This is a genomic window from Streptomyces sp. NPDC002809 (assembly GCF_040295435.1).
Lineage (GTDB): Bacteria > Actinomycetota > Actinomycetes > Streptomycetales > Streptomycetaceae > Streptomyces.
The window spans coordinates 21,020-35,637 of record NZ_JBEOVJ010000052.1 but is presented as its reverse complement, the minus strand read 5'-3'; the positions used below and the strand labels follow the sequence as shown (position 1 = coordinate 35,637).

17 protein-coding genes and 3 tRNA genes are annotated in these 14,618 nt (G+C 68.1%); 3 read left to right on the top strand and 17 right to left on the bottom strand.

The genetic code is table 11. The features are described 5' to 3' along the window. Nucleotides 1-181: 181 nt before the first annotated feature. The 8 genes from rplL to ABT025_RS26370 all read right to left on the bottom strand — a co-directional run bounded on the left by rplL (nucleotide 182) and on the right by ABT025_RS26370 (nucleotide 5,466). Nucleotides 182-565 (bottom strand): 50S ribosomal protein L7/L12, encoded by a 384-nt coding sequence (gene rplL, locus ABT025_RS26405; protein WP_350999315.1) that lies wholly within the window; start codon nucleotides 563-565, stop codon nucleotides 182-184. A 113-nt stretch (nucleotides 566-678) separates the two neighbouring features. Further along, nucleotides 679-1,209 carry a 50S ribosomal protein L10 gene (gene rplJ, locus ABT025_RS26400; protein WP_350999312.1) on the bottom strand — a complete coding sequence of 177 codons (531 nt, stop codon included), beginning with the start codon at nucleotides 1,207-1,209 and terminating at the stop codon, nucleotides 679-681. A 287-nt stretch (nucleotides 1,210-1,496) separates the two neighbouring features. Beyond that, nucleotides 1,497-2,417, bottom strand: coding sequence for an SCO4651 family lipoprotein (locus ABT025_RS26395; RefSeq protein ID WP_350999310.1), 921 nt, complete (start codon nucleotides 2,415-2,417; stop codon nucleotides 1,497-1,499). Between the two features lie 160 nt (nucleotides 2,418-2,577). Next, nucleotides 2,578-3,300, bottom strand: coding sequence for a 50S ribosomal protein L1 (rplA, locus tag ABT025_RS26390; protein ID WP_123461041.1), 723 nt, complete (start codon nucleotides 3,298-3,300; stop codon nucleotides 2,578-2,580). A 79-nt stretch (nucleotides 3,301-3,379) separates the two neighbouring features. Continuing rightward, nucleotides 3,380-3,814 carry a 50S ribosomal protein L11 gene (gene rplK, locus ABT025_RS26385; RefSeq protein WP_024494105.1) on the bottom strand — a complete coding sequence of 145 codons (435 nt, stop codon included), beginning with the start codon at nucleotides 3,812-3,814 and terminating at the stop codon, nucleotides 3,380-3,382. Nucleotides 3,815-3,990: 176 nt separating this feature from the next. Next, a complete protein-coding gene (nusG, locus tag ABT025_RS26380) occupies nucleotides 3,991-4,926 on the bottom strand; it encodes a transcription termination/antitermination protein NusG (RefSeq protein ID WP_350999305.1) in 936 nt (311 codons plus the stop codon). A 73-nt stretch (nucleotides 4,927-4,999) separates the two neighbouring features. Further along, entirely contained in the window at nucleotides 5,000-5,287 is a 288-nt protein-coding gene (secE, locus tag ABT025_RS26375; protein ID WP_073732696.1) for a preprotein translocase subunit SecE, read from the bottom strand. A 106-nt stretch (nucleotides 5,288-5,393) separates the two neighbouring features. Continuing rightward, nucleotides 5,394-5,466 (bottom strand) — tRNA-Trp (locus tag ABT025_RS26370). A 236-nt stretch (nucleotides 5,467-5,702) separates the two neighbouring features. On the opposite strand from ABT025_RS26370, the gene ABT025_RS26365 reads away from it, so the two are divergent. Both ABT025_RS26365 and ABT025_RS26360 read left to right on the top strand, forming a co-directional pair. Next, complete coding sequence (locus tag ABT025_RS26365; RefSeq protein ID WP_350999301.1) at nucleotides 5,703-6,929, top strand: pyridoxal phosphate-dependent aminotransferase; 1,227 nt, start codon at nucleotides 5,703-5,705, stop codon at nucleotides 6,927-6,929. A gap of 131 nt (nucleotides 6,930-7,060) precedes the next feature. Continuing rightward, nucleotides 7,061-8,083: an adenosine deaminase gene (locus ABT025_RS26360; RefSeq protein WP_350999299.1), complete on the top strand. Its 1,023-nt coding sequence runs from the start codon at nucleotides 7,061-7,063 to the stop codon at nucleotides 8,081-8,083. A gap of 50 nt (nucleotides 8,084-8,133) precedes the next feature. Here the strand turns inward: ABT025_RS26360 and ABT025_RS26355 are convergent, their stop codons facing one another. Then, nucleotides 8,134-8,739: a TetR/AcrR family transcriptional regulator gene (locus tag ABT025_RS26355; RefSeq protein ID WP_350999296.1), complete on the bottom strand. Its 606-nt coding sequence runs from the start codon at nucleotides 8,737-8,739 to the stop codon at nucleotides 8,134-8,136. Between the two features lie 88 nt (nucleotides 8,740-8,827). On the opposite strand from ABT025_RS26355, the gene ABT025_RS26350 reads away from it, so the two are divergent. Beyond that, nucleotides 8,828-9,463 carry an NAD(P)-dependent oxidoreductase gene (locus tag ABT025_RS26350; protein ID WP_350999293.1) on the top strand — a complete coding sequence of 212 codons (636 nt, stop codon included), beginning with the start codon at nucleotides 8,828-8,830 and terminating at the stop codon, nucleotides 9,461-9,463. Nucleotides 9,464-9,476: 13 nt separating this feature from the next. Here ABT025_RS26350 and ABT025_RS26345 read toward each other — a convergent pair whose 3' ends face one another. The 8 genes from ABT025_RS26345 to ABT025_RS26310 form a co-directional block, all read right to left on the bottom strand. Continuing rightward, nucleotides 9,477-10,532, bottom strand: a complete 1,056-nt coding sequence (locus ABT025_RS26345; protein WP_350999291.1) for a UDP-N-acetylmuramate dehydrogenase — start codon at nucleotides 10,530-10,532, stop codon at nucleotides 9,477-9,479. A gap of 70 nt (nucleotides 10,533-10,602) precedes the next feature. After that, nucleotides 10,603-12,033 (bottom strand): MFS transporter, encoded by a 1,431-nt coding sequence (locus tag ABT025_RS26340; RefSeq protein WP_350999289.1) that lies wholly within the window; start codon nucleotides 12,031-12,033, stop codon nucleotides 10,603-10,605. A gap of 144 nt (nucleotides 12,034-12,177) precedes the next feature. Beyond that, nucleotides 12,178-12,726: a TetR/AcrR family transcriptional regulator gene (locus tag ABT025_RS26335; protein ID WP_350999281.1), complete on the bottom strand. Its 549-nt coding sequence runs from the start codon at nucleotides 12,724-12,726 to the stop codon at nucleotides 12,178-12,180. Between the two features lie 124 nt (nucleotides 12,727-12,850). Next, nucleotides 12,851-13,279, bottom strand: coding sequence for a MaoC family dehydratase (locus tag ABT025_RS26330; protein ID WP_350999279.1), 429 nt, complete (start codon nucleotides 13,277-13,279; stop codon nucleotides 12,851-12,853). Further along, complete coding sequence (locus ABT025_RS26325) at nucleotides 13,279-13,731, bottom strand: FAS1-like dehydratase domain-containing protein (protein ID WP_350999276.1); 453 nt, start codon at nucleotides 13,729-13,731, stop codon at nucleotides 13,279-13,281. The genes ABT025_RS26330 and ABT025_RS26325 overlap by 1 nt, the downstream gene beginning before the upstream one ends. Before the next feature lie 102 nt (nucleotides 13,732-13,833). Next, the gene (gene rpmG, locus ABT025_RS26320) at nucleotides 13,834-13,998 is read right to left on the bottom strand and encodes a 50S ribosomal protein L33 (RefSeq protein WP_003956487.1); all 165 of its coding nucleotides are present in this window, start codon (nucleotides 13,996-13,998) and stop codon (nucleotides 13,834-13,836) included. Between the two features lie 90 nt (nucleotides 13,999-14,088). Beyond that, a tRNA-Met gene (locus tag ABT025_RS26315) sits at nucleotides 14,089-14,161 on the bottom strand. Nucleotides 14,162-14,207: 46 nt separating this feature from the next. Then, nucleotides 14,208-14,280, bottom strand: a tRNA-Thr gene (locus tag ABT025_RS26310). Nucleotides 14,281-14,618 lie beyond the last annotated feature (338 nt).

Genomic DNA, 14,618 nt, shown 5'->3' with positions numbered 1-14,618 from the left:
CCGCCCGTGCCCCCCACGAGAGGCGCACGGCGAAGATCACCATACTCGTCAACGCGGGAAGAGCAAGGCACCGACCGCGGGTACGCCGAAAGGCGATCACCCGTACGGGTGATCGCCTTTCGCGATGTGACGTCCGTGCCTTGCGGCACGGGGGTCCAGACGAGTCAGAAGACTCGCAGGGTCACTTGACCTCGACGGACGCGCCGGCGGCCTTGAGGGACTCGGCAGCCTTCTCGGCGGCCTCCTTGGCGACCTTCTCGACGACGGGCTTCGGGGCGCCGTCGACGAGGTCCTTGGCCTCCTTCAGGCCGAGGGAGGTCAGCTCACGCACGACCTTGATGACCTGGATCTTCTTGTCACCGGCGGCGGTGAGGATGACGTCGAACTCATCCTGCTCGGCCTCGGCCTCGGCAGCGGGGCCACCGGCGGCGGGGCCGGCAACGGCGACGGCCGCGGCGGCGGTGACGTCGAACTTCTCCTCGAACGCCTTGACGAACTCGGAGAGCTCGATGAGGGTGAGCTCCTCGAACTGGGCGAGCAGGTCTTCCTGGCTGAGCTTCGCCATGATGGGCGATCCTTCCACTAATTCGGCTGGTGCCGGGTGTATATGAAGGCGGGCGTACGTTCGGCCCGCTGCGACCGTCGCCCTAGCGGGCGGCGATCAATGCGCGAGCCGAATTACTCGGCACCGCCCTGCTCGGCCTTCTTGGCACGAAGCGCCTCCGCGGTGCGGACGAACTTCGACGGCAGAGCCTGGAAGAGCTGTGCAGCCTGAGTCTGCTTGCCCTTCATGGCGCCGGCCAGCTTGGCGAGCAGAACCTCGCGGGACTCGAGGTCCGCGAGCTTCTTGATCTCATCGGCGGACAGCGCCTTACCGTCAAGGACACCGCCCTTGATGATGAGGTTGGGGTTGTCCTTGGCGAAGTCACGAAGACCCTTCGCCGACTCCACCGGGTCACCGGTGACGAAGGCAACCGCCGTCGGACCTGCGAACAGGTCGTCCAGCGTGTCGATCCCGGCCTCGTTGGCCGCAATCTTGGTCAGCGTGTTCTTCACCACGGCGTACTGGGCGTTCTCACCGAGCGAACGGCGCAGCTGCTTGAGCTGTGCCACGGTGAGACCCCGGTACTCGGTCAGCACGGCGGCGTTCGAGCTGCGGAACTGGTCCGCGAGCTCGGCTACCGCTGCAGCCTTGTCGGGCCTTGCCATGAGCGTCGGCCTCCTTCCGGGTGATGAGGACCGCTCAAAAGGCCCCGGAAAGACGAAACGCCCCGGCGCAGGCGCCAGGGCGAAGCTCGACCGTACGAAGTCCGGGAGCTTTTCCACAGTCACCTGCGCAGGTCGTCCGTACTCAACGGATCCTTCGGTTGCCGTCCCCCTTGCGGGTTCGGAGCAACGACCAGCGGTCTTTGGCTTCTGCAGAAGAGTACGCGACCGAGGTCGCGCCGAGCAAATCCGTCCCGGTTCGGGTGGTCCGAGAGGTTTGGAGGGCCCTTCTAGGAGGCACCCCCGGCGGTCGCGCCCTGCTGCTGCTGGAGCAGCTCCTTGAACCCGATGGTCTCTCCGGCCGGCGGCTGCTCGACCGTGACCTCGGTCCCGTAGTCGCTGTAGAACACCGTCGAGTTGAGTTCGCCGGTCTTCATCTGCCCGCGCTCGGTCTTCTTCACCAGGAGGTCGTTCCCGTCGACCCAGATGTCGACCTTCTCCGTGGTGATCCCGGCGTCGTTGAGCTGCTTCTTGAGAGCGGTCAGCTGAGCGGCGTCCAGCTTCGAGGTCTTGGCGGTCAGCTCGGCGACATCGACCGTGCCGGAGTAGTGCGTGGTGGCGACACCGCGGACCTGCTCCTTGCCGACCTCCTTCACGTCGCCGGAGGCCAGCAGCGACTTCACTCCCTGGTCGGGAGTGGTGTTCTGCATCTGGTCCTTCATCGCCGCCCCGGAGGCGCCCCCGAGCTCGGCGAGGTCGTCGTAGGAGTAGCTGATCCAGCGCTTGCCACCGGTCTGCTGGGCCAGGGCAGCGCCCATGTCCGCCGCGTAGCCGTCCTTGAAGTAGCGGGCCTGCATCGTGCCGGTGCCGCCGGCCTTCTTCATGGTGTCGGCCATGGCGCCGCCGGTGTAGGTGATCTCCATGTTGCCGGTGACGCCGTCGCTCCAGTCGAGCGCACCGGACTGCTTCATGGACATGGCAGTGCCCATGACCGTGGTGCCCTCGACCTTCGCCGAGTGCGCCGCACCGGTCTTCTTCTGCACGTCGAGCAGGGCGGCGATCGCGTCGACCTTCACGACGCCGCCGCCCTTGCCCGCCTCCTTGCCCTCGGTCGTGCCGCCGTCGTCCGATCCGCCGCAGGCCGCGACCGACGTCAGCGCCGCTGCCACAGCCACGGCCAGGCCCACACGCCGTACGGTACTGGTCCTCATGTCCGCTTCCACCCCTCGTTCGGCTCTCAGTGCCCCGCACGCTAGCGCACGGCACCGACAAGCCACTGCTACGTACATACGAGGACGGGCCCCGCACCTCGAAAGGTTGCGGGGCCCGTCAATGTCACACGTGACACGGCGGTCGTACGAGCGCGGAGGCTCAGACGGAGGCCGGGTCCTCCTCGACGAGGAGGTTACGGGTGCGGTTGGAGTCCAGCGGGATGCCGGGGCCCATCGTGGTGGCCAGGGTGGCCTTCTTGATGTAGCGGCCCTTGGCGGCGGACGGCTTCAGACGGAGGATCTCGTCCAGCGCCGCTGCGTAGTTCTCCACCAGCTTGGTCTCGTCGAACGAGGTCTTGCCGATGATGAAGTGCAGGTTCGAGTGCTTGTCGACGCGGAACTCGATCTTGCCGCCCTTGATGTCGTTGACAGCCTTCACGACATCGGGGGTGACGGTGCCGGTCTTCGGGTTCGGCATCAGACCACGCGGACCGAGCACGCGGCCGAGGCGGCCGACCTTGCCCATGAGGTCCGGGGTCGCGACGACGGCGTCGAAGTCCAGACGGCCCTTCGCCACCTCGTCGATGAGCTCGTCGGCGCCGACGATGTCGGCGCCCGCGGCTTCCGCGGCCGCAGCACGGTCACCGGTCGCGAAGACCAGGACCCGGGCGGTCTTGCCGGTGCCGTGCGGGAGGTTCACGGTGCCACGGACCATCTGGTCGGCCTTGCGAGGGTCAACACCCAGGGCAAACGCGACCTCGACGGTGCTGTCGAACTTCGTGGAGGCGGTGTCCTTGGCGATACGGACGGCCTCGAGCGGGGCGTAGTTGCGCGCCCGGTCGATCTTGGCGTCCGCAGCGCGGAGGTTCTTGCTGCGCTTCACTTCTACTCCTGTGGTTTCAGAGTGTGGAGTCGTGGTGCGGACCAGCGCTTGGTCCTACCACTGAGGGGGTGGGGCTGAATCAGCCTTCGACCGTGATGCCCATGGAACGGGCGGTGCCGGCGATGATCTTCGACGCGGCGTCGAGGTCATTGGCGTTCAGGTCGGGGAGCTTCGTCGTGGCGATCTCGCGGACCTGGGCGGCCGTCAGCTTGGCAACCTTGGTCTTGTGCGGCTCGCCGGAGCCCTTGTCCACACCCGCGGCCTTGAGGATCAGCTTGGCGGCCGGCGGAGTCTTGGTGATGAAGGTGAAGGAGCGGTCGTCGTAGACCGTGATCTCCACCGGCACGACCATGCCACGCTGCGACTCGGTCGCGGCGTTGTAGGCCTTGCAGAACTCCATGATGTTGACGCCGTGCTGGCCCAGTGCGGGGCCGACCGGCGGTGCCGGGTTGGCCGCACCGGCGTTGATCTGGAGCTTGATAAGCCCCGTGACCTTCTTCTTCTTGGGAGGCATGTGCTCTCTCCGGGTCCTAGTGAGAGTTTTCGCCGTCATCCGGTCATCCGGATGCAGGCATACCGCACAACGATAACGGGTATAGCTGCGCGACCAAAAACCGAGCAGGTCAGACAGGCTTTGACAGCCGGTCTGACCTGCTCGGTAGGCATGTGTCCAGAAGCTGGCGGGAAGCGCTAGTTCTTCTGGATCTGGTCGAAGCTGAGCTCGACCGGGGTCTCGCGGCCGAAGATCTCGACGAGACCCTTGACCTTCTTCGAGTCGGCGTTGATCTCGTTGATCGTCGCCTGCAGGGTCGCGAACGGACCGTCGGTGACCGTGACCGAGTCGCCCACCTCGAAGTCCAGCACCTGGACCTCGACCTTGCGGGACGGAGCCGGCTTGCCCTCGGCCTCGGCTGCCTCGCGGGCCGCCTTCTCCTCGGCCTCGGGAGCGAGCATCTTGACGATCTCGTCCAGGGTCAGCGGGTACGGGTCGTAGGCGTTGCCCACGAAGCCGGTGACGCCGGGAGTGTTGCGGACGACGCCCCAGGACTCGTTCGTCAGGTCCATGCGCACCAGGACGTATCCCGGGAGCTTGTTCTGCCGGACGTTCTTGCGCTCGCCGTTCTTGATCTGGACGATTTCCTCCTCAGGCACCTCGGCCTGATAGACGAACTCCTCCACGTTCAGCGAGACGGCGCGCTGCTCCAGGTTGGCCTTCACACGCTTCTCGTAACCGGCGTACGTGTGAATGACGTACCACTCGCCCGGGAGGGTGCGGAGCTCCTCGCGCAGGGCGGTGACGGCGTCGACGGGCTCGGCCGGCTCGGCCTCTTCCTCGTCGGACTCGTCCGTGGCTTCGTCGGCGTCCTCGTCCGCGGCTTCCTCGTCGGAGGCCTCGTCCTCGTCGCTCTCGTCCTCGTCGTCAGCGGACTCGGCCTCGGCGGCCTCGTCGGCGGACTCGGTGTGCACTGCGGCCTGCTCGGCGGGCTCGCCCGCGGCGGCGTCGGCAGCTTCAGCCTGGTCCGGCTCCACAGCGTCCGCCGCCTCGACGATGTCGAGCTCGTCCTCGGCGGACTCGAAGGCGCCCGCCGTCGGCTCGACGGCGTCGTTCAGGTTCGGGTCAGACACGGTGGCTGCTTCTTCCTGGATACAAATGGGTGGAACATGCGAAAGGGGCGCCCATGAGGCGCCCTCCGCGGGATCAGCCGAAGACGTACTTGATGACCCGCTGGAAACCGAAGTCAATCACGGTAACAAGACCAATCATGACGACTACGAACACAATCACCACGGAGGTGTATGTCGTCAGCTGGTTGCGAGTCGGCCAGACAACCTTGCGGAGCTCGGCGACGATCTGGCGGTAGAAGAGCGCGAGACGGCCCAGAGGGCCCTTCTTGCCGCGCTTGCCGCCCTTCCGGGTCTTCTTCTTCGACTCGGGGACTTCATCCTCGGCATCAGGCATGTCGATGGAGCCCACGGCGTCCGTCACGCTTCTCACCTGATTCCGGGTCATGGCCGTGCCGCGCCCGGTGAAGCCGCACGGCAGTGCATTGAAGTACGTACATGCGCACACATCCCGGCGAAGGAGTGTGTAGCAGGGCCGGAGGGACTTGAACCCCCAACCGCTGGTTTTGGAGACCAGTGCTCTACCAATTGAGCTACGACCCTTTGTGGTTTCCACCAACCTACCGCATGTCCCCGGGTGCCCCAGGTACAGGAACGGTGCGGCTGGTGAAGGCCAACGACAGGTGAGTGTACGTGCTCAGCGGCCCGGCGTCGAACAGATAGCTCCCGACCGTTCCTGTCCGATGCTGTCCTGTTGTCTGTCCGCATGCTGTCCGACTGCTGTCCGGTCCCTGAAACCCCTGTGCCGACGGGGAATACGGTCTGGGAGCATGGGGGGCATGAGCGCTGCTACTTCTCCCTCCGAGCGCCGGGTCTCCGCCCGCATCGGTGCCATCTCCGAGTCCGCCACCCTCGCCGTCGACGCCAAGGCCAAGGCCCTCAAGGCCGCCGGCCGTCCGGTGATCGGCTTCGGTGCGGGCGAGCCCGACTTCCCGACCCCCGGCTACATCGTCGAGGCCGCGGTCGAGGCCTGCCGCAACCCGAAGTACCACCGCTACACCCCGGCAGGCGGGCTCCCCGAGCTCAAGGCCGCCATTGCAGAGAAGACGCTGCGCGACTCCGGCTACCAGGTCGACGTCTCCCAGATCCTGGTGACCAACGGCGGCAAGCAGGCCATCTACGAGGCCTTCGCCGCGATCCTCGACCCGGGCGACGAGGTCATCGTCCCGGCGCCCTACTGGACCACCTACCCCGAGTCGATCCGCCTCGCCGGCGGTGTCCCGGTGGAGGTCGTCGCCGACGAGACCACCGGTTACCGGGTCTCCGTCGAGCAGCTGGAGGCGGCGCGCACGGAGCGTACGAAGGTCGTCCTGTTCGTCTCCCCCTCGAACCCCACCGGTGCGGTCTACAGCGAGGCGGACGCGGAGGCGATCGGCAAGTGGGCCGTCGAGCACGGCCTGTGGGTGCTGACCGACGAGATCTACGAGCACCTGGTCTACGGCGACGCGAAGTTCACCTCGCTGCCGGCGATCGTGCCCGAGCTGCGCGACAAGTGCATCGTGGTCAACGGCGTCGCCAAGACGTACGCGATGACCGGCTGGCGCGTGGGGTGGATCGTGGGCCCCAAGGACGTGGTGAAGGCCGCGACCAACCTGCAGTCGCACGCCACCTCCAACGTCTCCAACGTCGCCCAGGTCGCCGCGCTGGCAGCCGTCTCCGGGAACCTGGACGCGGTCGCCGAGATGCGTACCGCCTTCGACCGGCGCCGGCAGACCATCGTGCGGATGCTCAACGAGATCGACGGCGTGCTGTGCCCGGTGCCCGAGGGCGCGTTCTACGCGTACCCCTCGGTGAAGGCGCTGCTCGGCAAGGAGATCCGCGGCAAGCGCCCGGCCACGTCGGTCGAGCTGGCGGCGCTGATCCTGGACGAGGCCGAGGTCGCGGTCGTTCCGGGCGAGGCCTTCGGTACGCCGGGTTACCTGCGGCTCTCGTACGCGCTGGGTGACGACGACCTCGTCGAGGGTGTCTCACGGCTCCAGAAGCTGCTGGGCGAGGCCAAGGACTAGTACCTCCCGGTTTCAGTGGCGACCCCCGGCTACGGCCGGGGGTCGCCTTCTTGTTCGCTTGTTCGTTCGAGCGACAACTCGATGGGGAAACCGGCTACCGCGACACCCCGTCCGTGCGGCAGGATCTTGGAATGGAGCGTGATGTACGGCTGTTGCCCAAGGCCCACCTGCACTTGCATTTCACCGGGTCGATGCGGCCCACGACACTGCTCGAACTCGCCGAGAAATACGGCGTACGGCTGCCCGAGGCCCTGACCGGCGGCGAGCCCCCCAGCCTGCGGGCGACGGACGAACGCGGCTGGTTCCGTTTCCAGCGGCTCTACGACATCGCCCGGTCCTGTCTGCGGTCGCCCGAGGACATTCAGCGGCTGGTGCGCGAGGCCGCCCAGGAGGATGTGGCGGACGGCTCCGGGTGGCTGGAGATCCAGGTCGACCCCACCTCGTACGCACCCCTGCTCGGCGGGCTCATTCCGGCGATCGAGATCATCCTGGACGCGGTGGACAGCGCGTCGCGCGAGACCGGGCTGCCGATCCGGGTGGTGATCGCGGCCAACCGGATGAAGCATCCGCTGGACGCCAGGACGCTGGCACGGCTCGCCGTGCGGTACGCGGACCGGGGCGTCGTCGGGTTCGGCCTCTCCAACGACGAGCGGCGCGGCATGGCCCGTGACTTCGACCGGGCCTTCGCCATCGCCAGGGAGGGCGGCCTGCTGGCGGCCCCGCACGGCGGTGAGCTGTCGGGCCCGTCCAGCGTCCGCGACTGCCTGGACGACCTCGACGCATCCCGGGTCGGGCACGGCGTGCGGGCCGCCGAGGACCCGCGACTGCTGCGCAGGCTGGCGGAGCGCGGTGTGACCTGCGAGGTGTGCCCGGCGTCGAACGTGGCGCTCGGCGTCTACGAGAAACCGTCCGACGTACCCCTGCGCACTCTGTTCGACGCGGGCGTGCCGATGGCGCTCGGCGCGGACGACCCGCTGCTCTTCGGCTCCCGGCTGGCCGCGCAGTACGACCTCGTGCGGCGCCATCACGCGTTCACCGACGAGGAGCTGGCGGAGCTGGCACGTCAGTCGGTACGGGGGTCGGCGGCGCCCGACGCGGTGCGGGCGGAACTCCTGGCAGGCGTCGACGACTGGCTGGCCAAGCCGGTGGGCTGATCCCCCCGGTGCGGCCCGAGAGCCGCCCGCCAGGAATTACGGAACAGCCCTCACCCCGTGAGCCCGTTCAGCAGTATCCGGGCGATCGAGGCGGCGAAGTCGTCGAGCGACTGGGGAGGCCCGCCGGTCTCCGTGGCGTCGTAGGCGAAGGCCCGCTGGGCGCAGGCCCCCAGCAGCAGAGAGGCGGCGGCGTACGTGTCGGCGTCGGCGCGTACCCGGCCTGCGGACTGTTCGGCGCGCAGATACGCGTCGACTCCGCGGATGGGCACGTGGGGGCCGGTTCCCAGTTCGCGCATCGCCGCGTTGTGGCGCTCCTTGAGCCGCGGCTCGGCATACAGGGACGCGGCGATCGGAAAGCTCTGCTCGTAGAAGAGGGCGGCCTCGCGGGCGATCTCGGTGAGGTTCTGCTCGACCGTCCGCTCCCCCTCCCCCGGGTCGGCGATCAACTGCTTCAGGATTCCGCCGACCCTGGGCAGCCGTTCCTTCAGCACCACCACGAAGAGCTCCTCCTTGCTCGGGAAGTGCTTGTAGAGCGCGGCCTCCGAGCAGCCGGCGGCCCTGGCGATCTCCTTGGTGGTGGCCCGGGCCAGTCCGATGGTGAGCATCAGCTGATGGGCGGCGTCGATGATGCGGGCGCGGGCCGGCTTCTGCTCCATGTGCACTCCGGTGAAGCTTGACGGGTGGGTGAGTATCCGCTCACTCTAGAGGTGAGTGAATACTCACCCACCCTGAGGAGGGTCCGCGATGAAGCTCACGGTGTTCGGCGCGACAGGCGGTATCGGACAGGAGATCGTCCGCCAGGCGGTGACGGCGGGGCACGAGGTGACGGCGGTGGTCCGCGATCCTGCGCGGCTGCCGGTGCCGCTCTCCGATGTCACGGTCCACACGGCGGCCCGCGTGGAGGACCCGGAGGCGCTGCGCGAGGCGGTCGCGGGGCGCGACGCGGTGCTCTCCGCCCTGGGCGCACGTGGCCGCAAGGCCGACGGGATCGCCGAACGGCTGACCCGCAGCGTCCTGACGGCCATGGAGGCGGAGGGGACACGGCGACTACTGGTGGTGAGCGCGGCCCCGGTCGCCCCGGAGCCCGCGGACGACCCGCTGCTCGACCGCCTGATGCTCGCGGCGATCGGCAAGATCCTCAAGGAGGTCTACGCGGACCTCACCGCCATGGAGGCCGCGCTGGCGTCCTCCGCCACGGACTGGACGTCGGTGCGTCCGCCGAAGCTCACGAACGGGCCTTTGACGGGCGTCTACCGGACGGTCGTCGGCAGCAATCCGCGCAGCGGCAGGTCCATCTCCCGGGCCGACGTGGCGCACGCGATGCTGGCGCTGACCGAAGACCCCGCGACGGTGAAGCAGGGGGTGGGCGTGGCGTACTGAGGAGCGGGCTCCGTCAAAGAGTCACGCCGACCGTCACCGGTTCGTTGACGAGGGTGACGCCGAAGGTCTCGTGGACCCCGGCGACGACCTCGCGCGCCAGGGCCAGCAGGTCCTCGGTGCTCGCCGTGCCCCGGTTGGTGAGGGCGAGGGTGTGCTTGGTGGAGATCCGGGCCGGGCCGGAGCCGTACCCCTTGGTGAAGCCGGCACGGTCGATGAGCCAGGCGGCCGAGGTCTTGGTGCGTCCCTCGCCCGCGGGGAAGGCGGGGGGCTTCACGTCCGGTCCCAGGCGCTGCGCCACGCGGGCGAGGAAGGCCTCGAACTGTGCCGGGTCCAGGATCGGGTTGGTGAAGAAGGATCCGGCCGACCACGTGTCGTGGTCCTCGGGGTCGAGCACCATGCCCTTGCCGGCGCGGAGCCTGAGCACGGTTTCGCGGGCGGCCGCGGCGGGAACGCGCTCCCCTTCCTCGACGCCCATGGCGCGAGCCGTTTCGGGGTACTTGAGGGGCGCGGACAGGCCACCCGCCTCTTCCAGCCCGAAGCGGACACGCAGCACCACGAACCGGTCGGGTTCGGCCTTGAAACGACTGTGCCGGTAGGCGAAGGCGCACTCGGAGTTCGGAATGGTGACGGTTTCCCGGGTGTGCCGGTCGTAGGCGACGACCTCCGTGATGGTGGACGACACCTCCTGCCCGTACGCCCCGACGTTCTGGATCGGCGTCGCCCCGGCCGAGCCGGGGATGCCGGCCAGACATTCGAGGCCGGCCAGTCCGGCCTCCACGCTGCGGGTGACGGAGTCCGTCCAGATCTCGCCCGCGGCCAGTTCGAGCGTCGCCCCGTCCAGCACGAAACCCTTGGTCGCGATGCGCAGGGCGGTGCCTTCGAAGCCCTTGTCGCCGATGACCAGATTGCTGCCGCCGCCGATGACCAGGAGCGGGGTGCCGCTGTCGTCGGCCTCGCGCACGGCCTCGACCACTTCGGCGTCGGTCGTCGCGGTGAGGAGGCGGGTGGCGGGGCCTCCGAGCCGGAAGGTGGTCAGGGGGGCGAGGGGCGCGTCGTGGAGTTCCTGCACGGGGACAAGAGTACGGTCCGCTCCCCCGCCGTCGGGGCGGGGCCGCGGACCGTACCGGCGTGACAACGCCTCAGGCGGGGACAGGGACCCGGTCCTCGGGCTGGTCGGGCGCCTGCACCGGGATACGGCGGTGGCGCGGGATCAGCAGGGCGGCCAGCGCGGCGAGCGCCACCACTCCGGCGCCGATCCAGACCGCGGGGACGGTCCCGTCGGTGAACGACTCCGCCGAGTCGTAGCCCCCCTGCGAGGAGAAGACCGTGGCGAGCACGGCGACCCCGAGGGCGCCGCCGACCTCGCGCAGCGCGTTGTTGGCGCCGGAGGCGATGCCCTGTTCGCCGGGGCGGACGCTGGACATCACCAGGCTGGCCGCGGGTGCGAAGTACAGGGCCATCCCGACGCCGCTGACGATCAGTGCGGGCAGTTGCGATGCGTAGGAGGCGTCGGGGGCGAGGGCCATGGCGAACAGGGCGAGTCCGACGGCCTGGAGGGCGAGCCCGGTCACGACCACCGGACGGCCGCCGAGGCGGTCGGCGAGTATCCCGGCGACGGGCGCCACCAGCATCGGCATCCCGGTCCAGGGCAGCATCCGCAGACCGGCCTCGGTGGGCGAGTAGCCCAGGACTCCCTGGAAGTACTGGCTGAGCAGGAAGATCGAACCGAACATGCCGAGGAACATCAGCAGGCTCGCCATGTTGATCCCGAAGAACGCCCGGTCCTTGAAGAGACGCATGGGCAGCATCGGGTTCTTCGCGCGGAAGCCGTGGTGGATGAACCCGCCGAGGAGCGCGGTACCGGCGATCAGGGCGGTCAGGACGGTGGGGCTGGTCCAGCCGTCGGCGTTGGCGTTCACCAGGCCGTAGACGATCCCGAAGAGCCCGCCGCTGACCAGGAGGGTGCCGGGGACGTCGAGCCGGGAGTCCGGGGCGTGGGACTCGGCCAGGCGCAGCCGGGCGAGCGGCAGCAGGAGCAGGCCGATCGGAACGTTCAGCCAGAAGATCCACTGCCAGGAGAGGTGTTCGGTGAGGCTGCCGCCGATCAGCGGGCCGCTGGCCACCGCGAGTCCGGTGACGGCCCCGAAAATGCCCAGCGCGGCGCCGCGGCGGGCAGCCGGCACGGCGGCCGTGAGCAGGGTGAGGGTCAGCGGCATCATGATCGCGGCGCCCACGCCCTGGACCGCGCGGAAGGCGATGAGCTCGTTGATTCCGGGCGAGAGGGCGGCTGCGGCGGAGGCGCCGGTGAAGACGGCGAGTCCGATGGTGAAGAGCCGCCGGCGGCCGAACCGGTCACCGAGGGAGGCACCGAACATCAGCAGCACGGCGAAGGTGAGGGTGTACGCGTTCACCGTCCACACGAGCTCCTCCGGTTCGCCGCCGAGGCTCTCGCGGATGGACGGCAGGGCGGTGGTGACGACGAGGTTGTCGAGGGCCGCCATGAAGCCGGCCACGCTGGTGATGACAAGGGCCCAGACCGCTCCCGAGCGGCCTTTCGTGTGCTGGTCCACTGCTCCCCCTGAGGGTTAGTTATTGATGACTAACTTTCATGGACAGAAAACCGGGCCGAACCCGGGGTGGCACTGTTCAGGCAAACGGCCCGTTCGGACAGACAGCCGGTTCGGATGGGCGGCCCGTCCGGACGGACAGAGTGTTCACGCAGGCGGCCTGGCCGAGTCGTAGAACCTGGACCAGATCCGGTGATCAGCCGGATAGCCGAGCGAGGTCAGGGTGTTGACGAGCATTCCGTAGGCGAGAAACGTGGTCGCCTGGTCGGGATCGGCTCCGAGCGCGAGGGCGATGTCGTCGAACATCTGCAACCAGCCGGCCCGCAGCGACTCGCCGAACTCGTGATCCCCGGCCGCCTCCGCCGCCGCGACGGCCGCGTACATCTGCATCTGCATCAGCAGCCGGTCGGGGTCGTGGACGATCAGACGCTGATAGGCCGCGGCCATGGCGTGCAGCGCCTCGGCACCATCGAGCCCCTCGGACGCCTCCGCGAAGACCTGGCGGGTGTCCATCAGGCACCGCTCGGCGGCGGCCAGGAACATGGCCTGCTTATTGGAGAAGAGACGGAAGAGATACGGCTGCGAGACGCCCACCCGCCTGGCGATCGACTCGGTGGACGTGGCGTTGTACCCGCCGCGGGCGAACTCGGTGATCGCCGCACGGATGACGCTCTCGCGCCGCTCGTCTGCACTCATCCTTGCCATGCGAGCTAAGTTAGTAGTCAATCACTAACTTAGTCAACCGGGGGGCGCCCGCCCCACAGGTAAGGGGCACGGCCCCATGGACCATGCCCCTTACGTCATCCAGCTCTTCGCGGCGTCAGCCGAGCTGCACCACGGCGCGGGACATGCCCAGCACCTTCTTGCCGTCGCTCATCGCCGTCAGGTCCACCCTGACCCGCTTGTCGTCCAGCAGCGCGGCCACCTTGCCGCTGACCTCGATCAGCGCACCCTTGTCGTCGTTGGGCACGACGACCGGCTTCGTGAAACGCACCCCGTACTCGACGACCGAACCCGGATCGCCCGCCCAGTCCGTGACCACGCGGATCGCCTCGGCCATGGTGAACATGCCGTGGGCGATCACGTCGTCCAGCCCGACCTCGCGGGCGAACTTCTCGTTCCAGTGGATCGGATTGAAGTCTCCCGAGGCGCCCGCGTACTGCACCAGTGCCGCCCGGGTGACCGGGAAGGACTGCGGCGGCAGCTCCGTACCGACCTCGACCGAGTCGTAACTCACCTTCGCCGTCATCACGCCTCCTCGGCGGCGCGCGCCACCAGCTTCGTCCACGCCGTCACGACGTGCTCACCGGACTCGTCGTGGACCTCGCCACGAATGTCCAGGATGTCGTTGCCCGCCATGGACTTGACCGCCTCGATGGTCGAGGTGACCGTCAGCCGGTCCCCCGCCCGCACCGGACGCACGTAGACGAACTTCTGGTCACCGTGCACCACCCGGCTGTAGTCCAGGCCCAGCTGAGGGTCCTGCACGACCTGACCGGCGGCCTTGAAGGTGATCGAGAACACGAACGTCGGCGGTGCGATCACATCGCTGTGACCGAGCGCCCTGGCCGCCTCGGGGTCGACGTACGCGGGATTGGCGTCGCCCACCGCCTCGGCGAACTCGCGGATCTTCTCCCGGCCGACCTCGTACGGCGGGGTGGGCGGATACGTCCGTCCCACGAAGGACTGGTCGAGCGCCATGAGCTCGCAACCTCCTGATGAAAGACGAAGGGGCCGGAAAACCGCCCCGTACAACGACACGAGGCCGCCCCCAATGGGGACGGCCTCGTGTACGAGCCTGATTCAGCGCGTTTCGCGGTGCGCAGTGTGCGAGTTGCAGCGCGGGCAATGCTTCTTCATCTCAAGACGGTCCGGGTTGTTACGCCGGTTCTTCTTGGTGATGTAGTTCCGCTCCTTGCACTCCACGCAGGCCAGCGTGATCTTCGGGCGGACGTCGGTGGCAGCCACGTGAGTGCTCCTTGGACGGACGGTGGACGGATGAACGCAAAAAAAAGAGTAGCCGATCGGAGGACCGACCCCACAATCGGCTACTGTTAGTAGCGGTGACCGGACTTGAACCGGTGACACAGCGATTATGAGCCGCTTGCTCTACCGACTGAGCTACACCGCTTTGATGACTGAGTCCCCCCGCCGAAGCGGGGTTTCCCCTTCACCAGAGCCCCAATGCGGAATCGAACCGCAGACCTTCTCCTTACCATGGAGACGCTCTACCGACTGAGCTATTGGGGCGAGCGATGAAGACATTACACGGTTGGTCGCCGATCGCCCAAATCCGTTTCGAAGCCCCATCCCGAGCCCTCGATCAGCACCCCTCCGAGCCCTTGATCAGCACCGCTCCAGGACCCTGATCGACACCCCTCCGAGTGCCTTGATCAGCCACTCGTCCACCACTGGCCCCGTCCGCAAGCGGAGCCCCCGTGCATCACAGGACCGCGCCGGTACGACTATTTCGCTCCTCCTCGAACCTGACCGGGCACCCCCCTAAGGGCTGTCCCGTAATCCCTGGCGGGCGCGCGACGACAGCTACGGCACCTCGCCGCGTTGTCGGAACGTCCGAATACATCCGG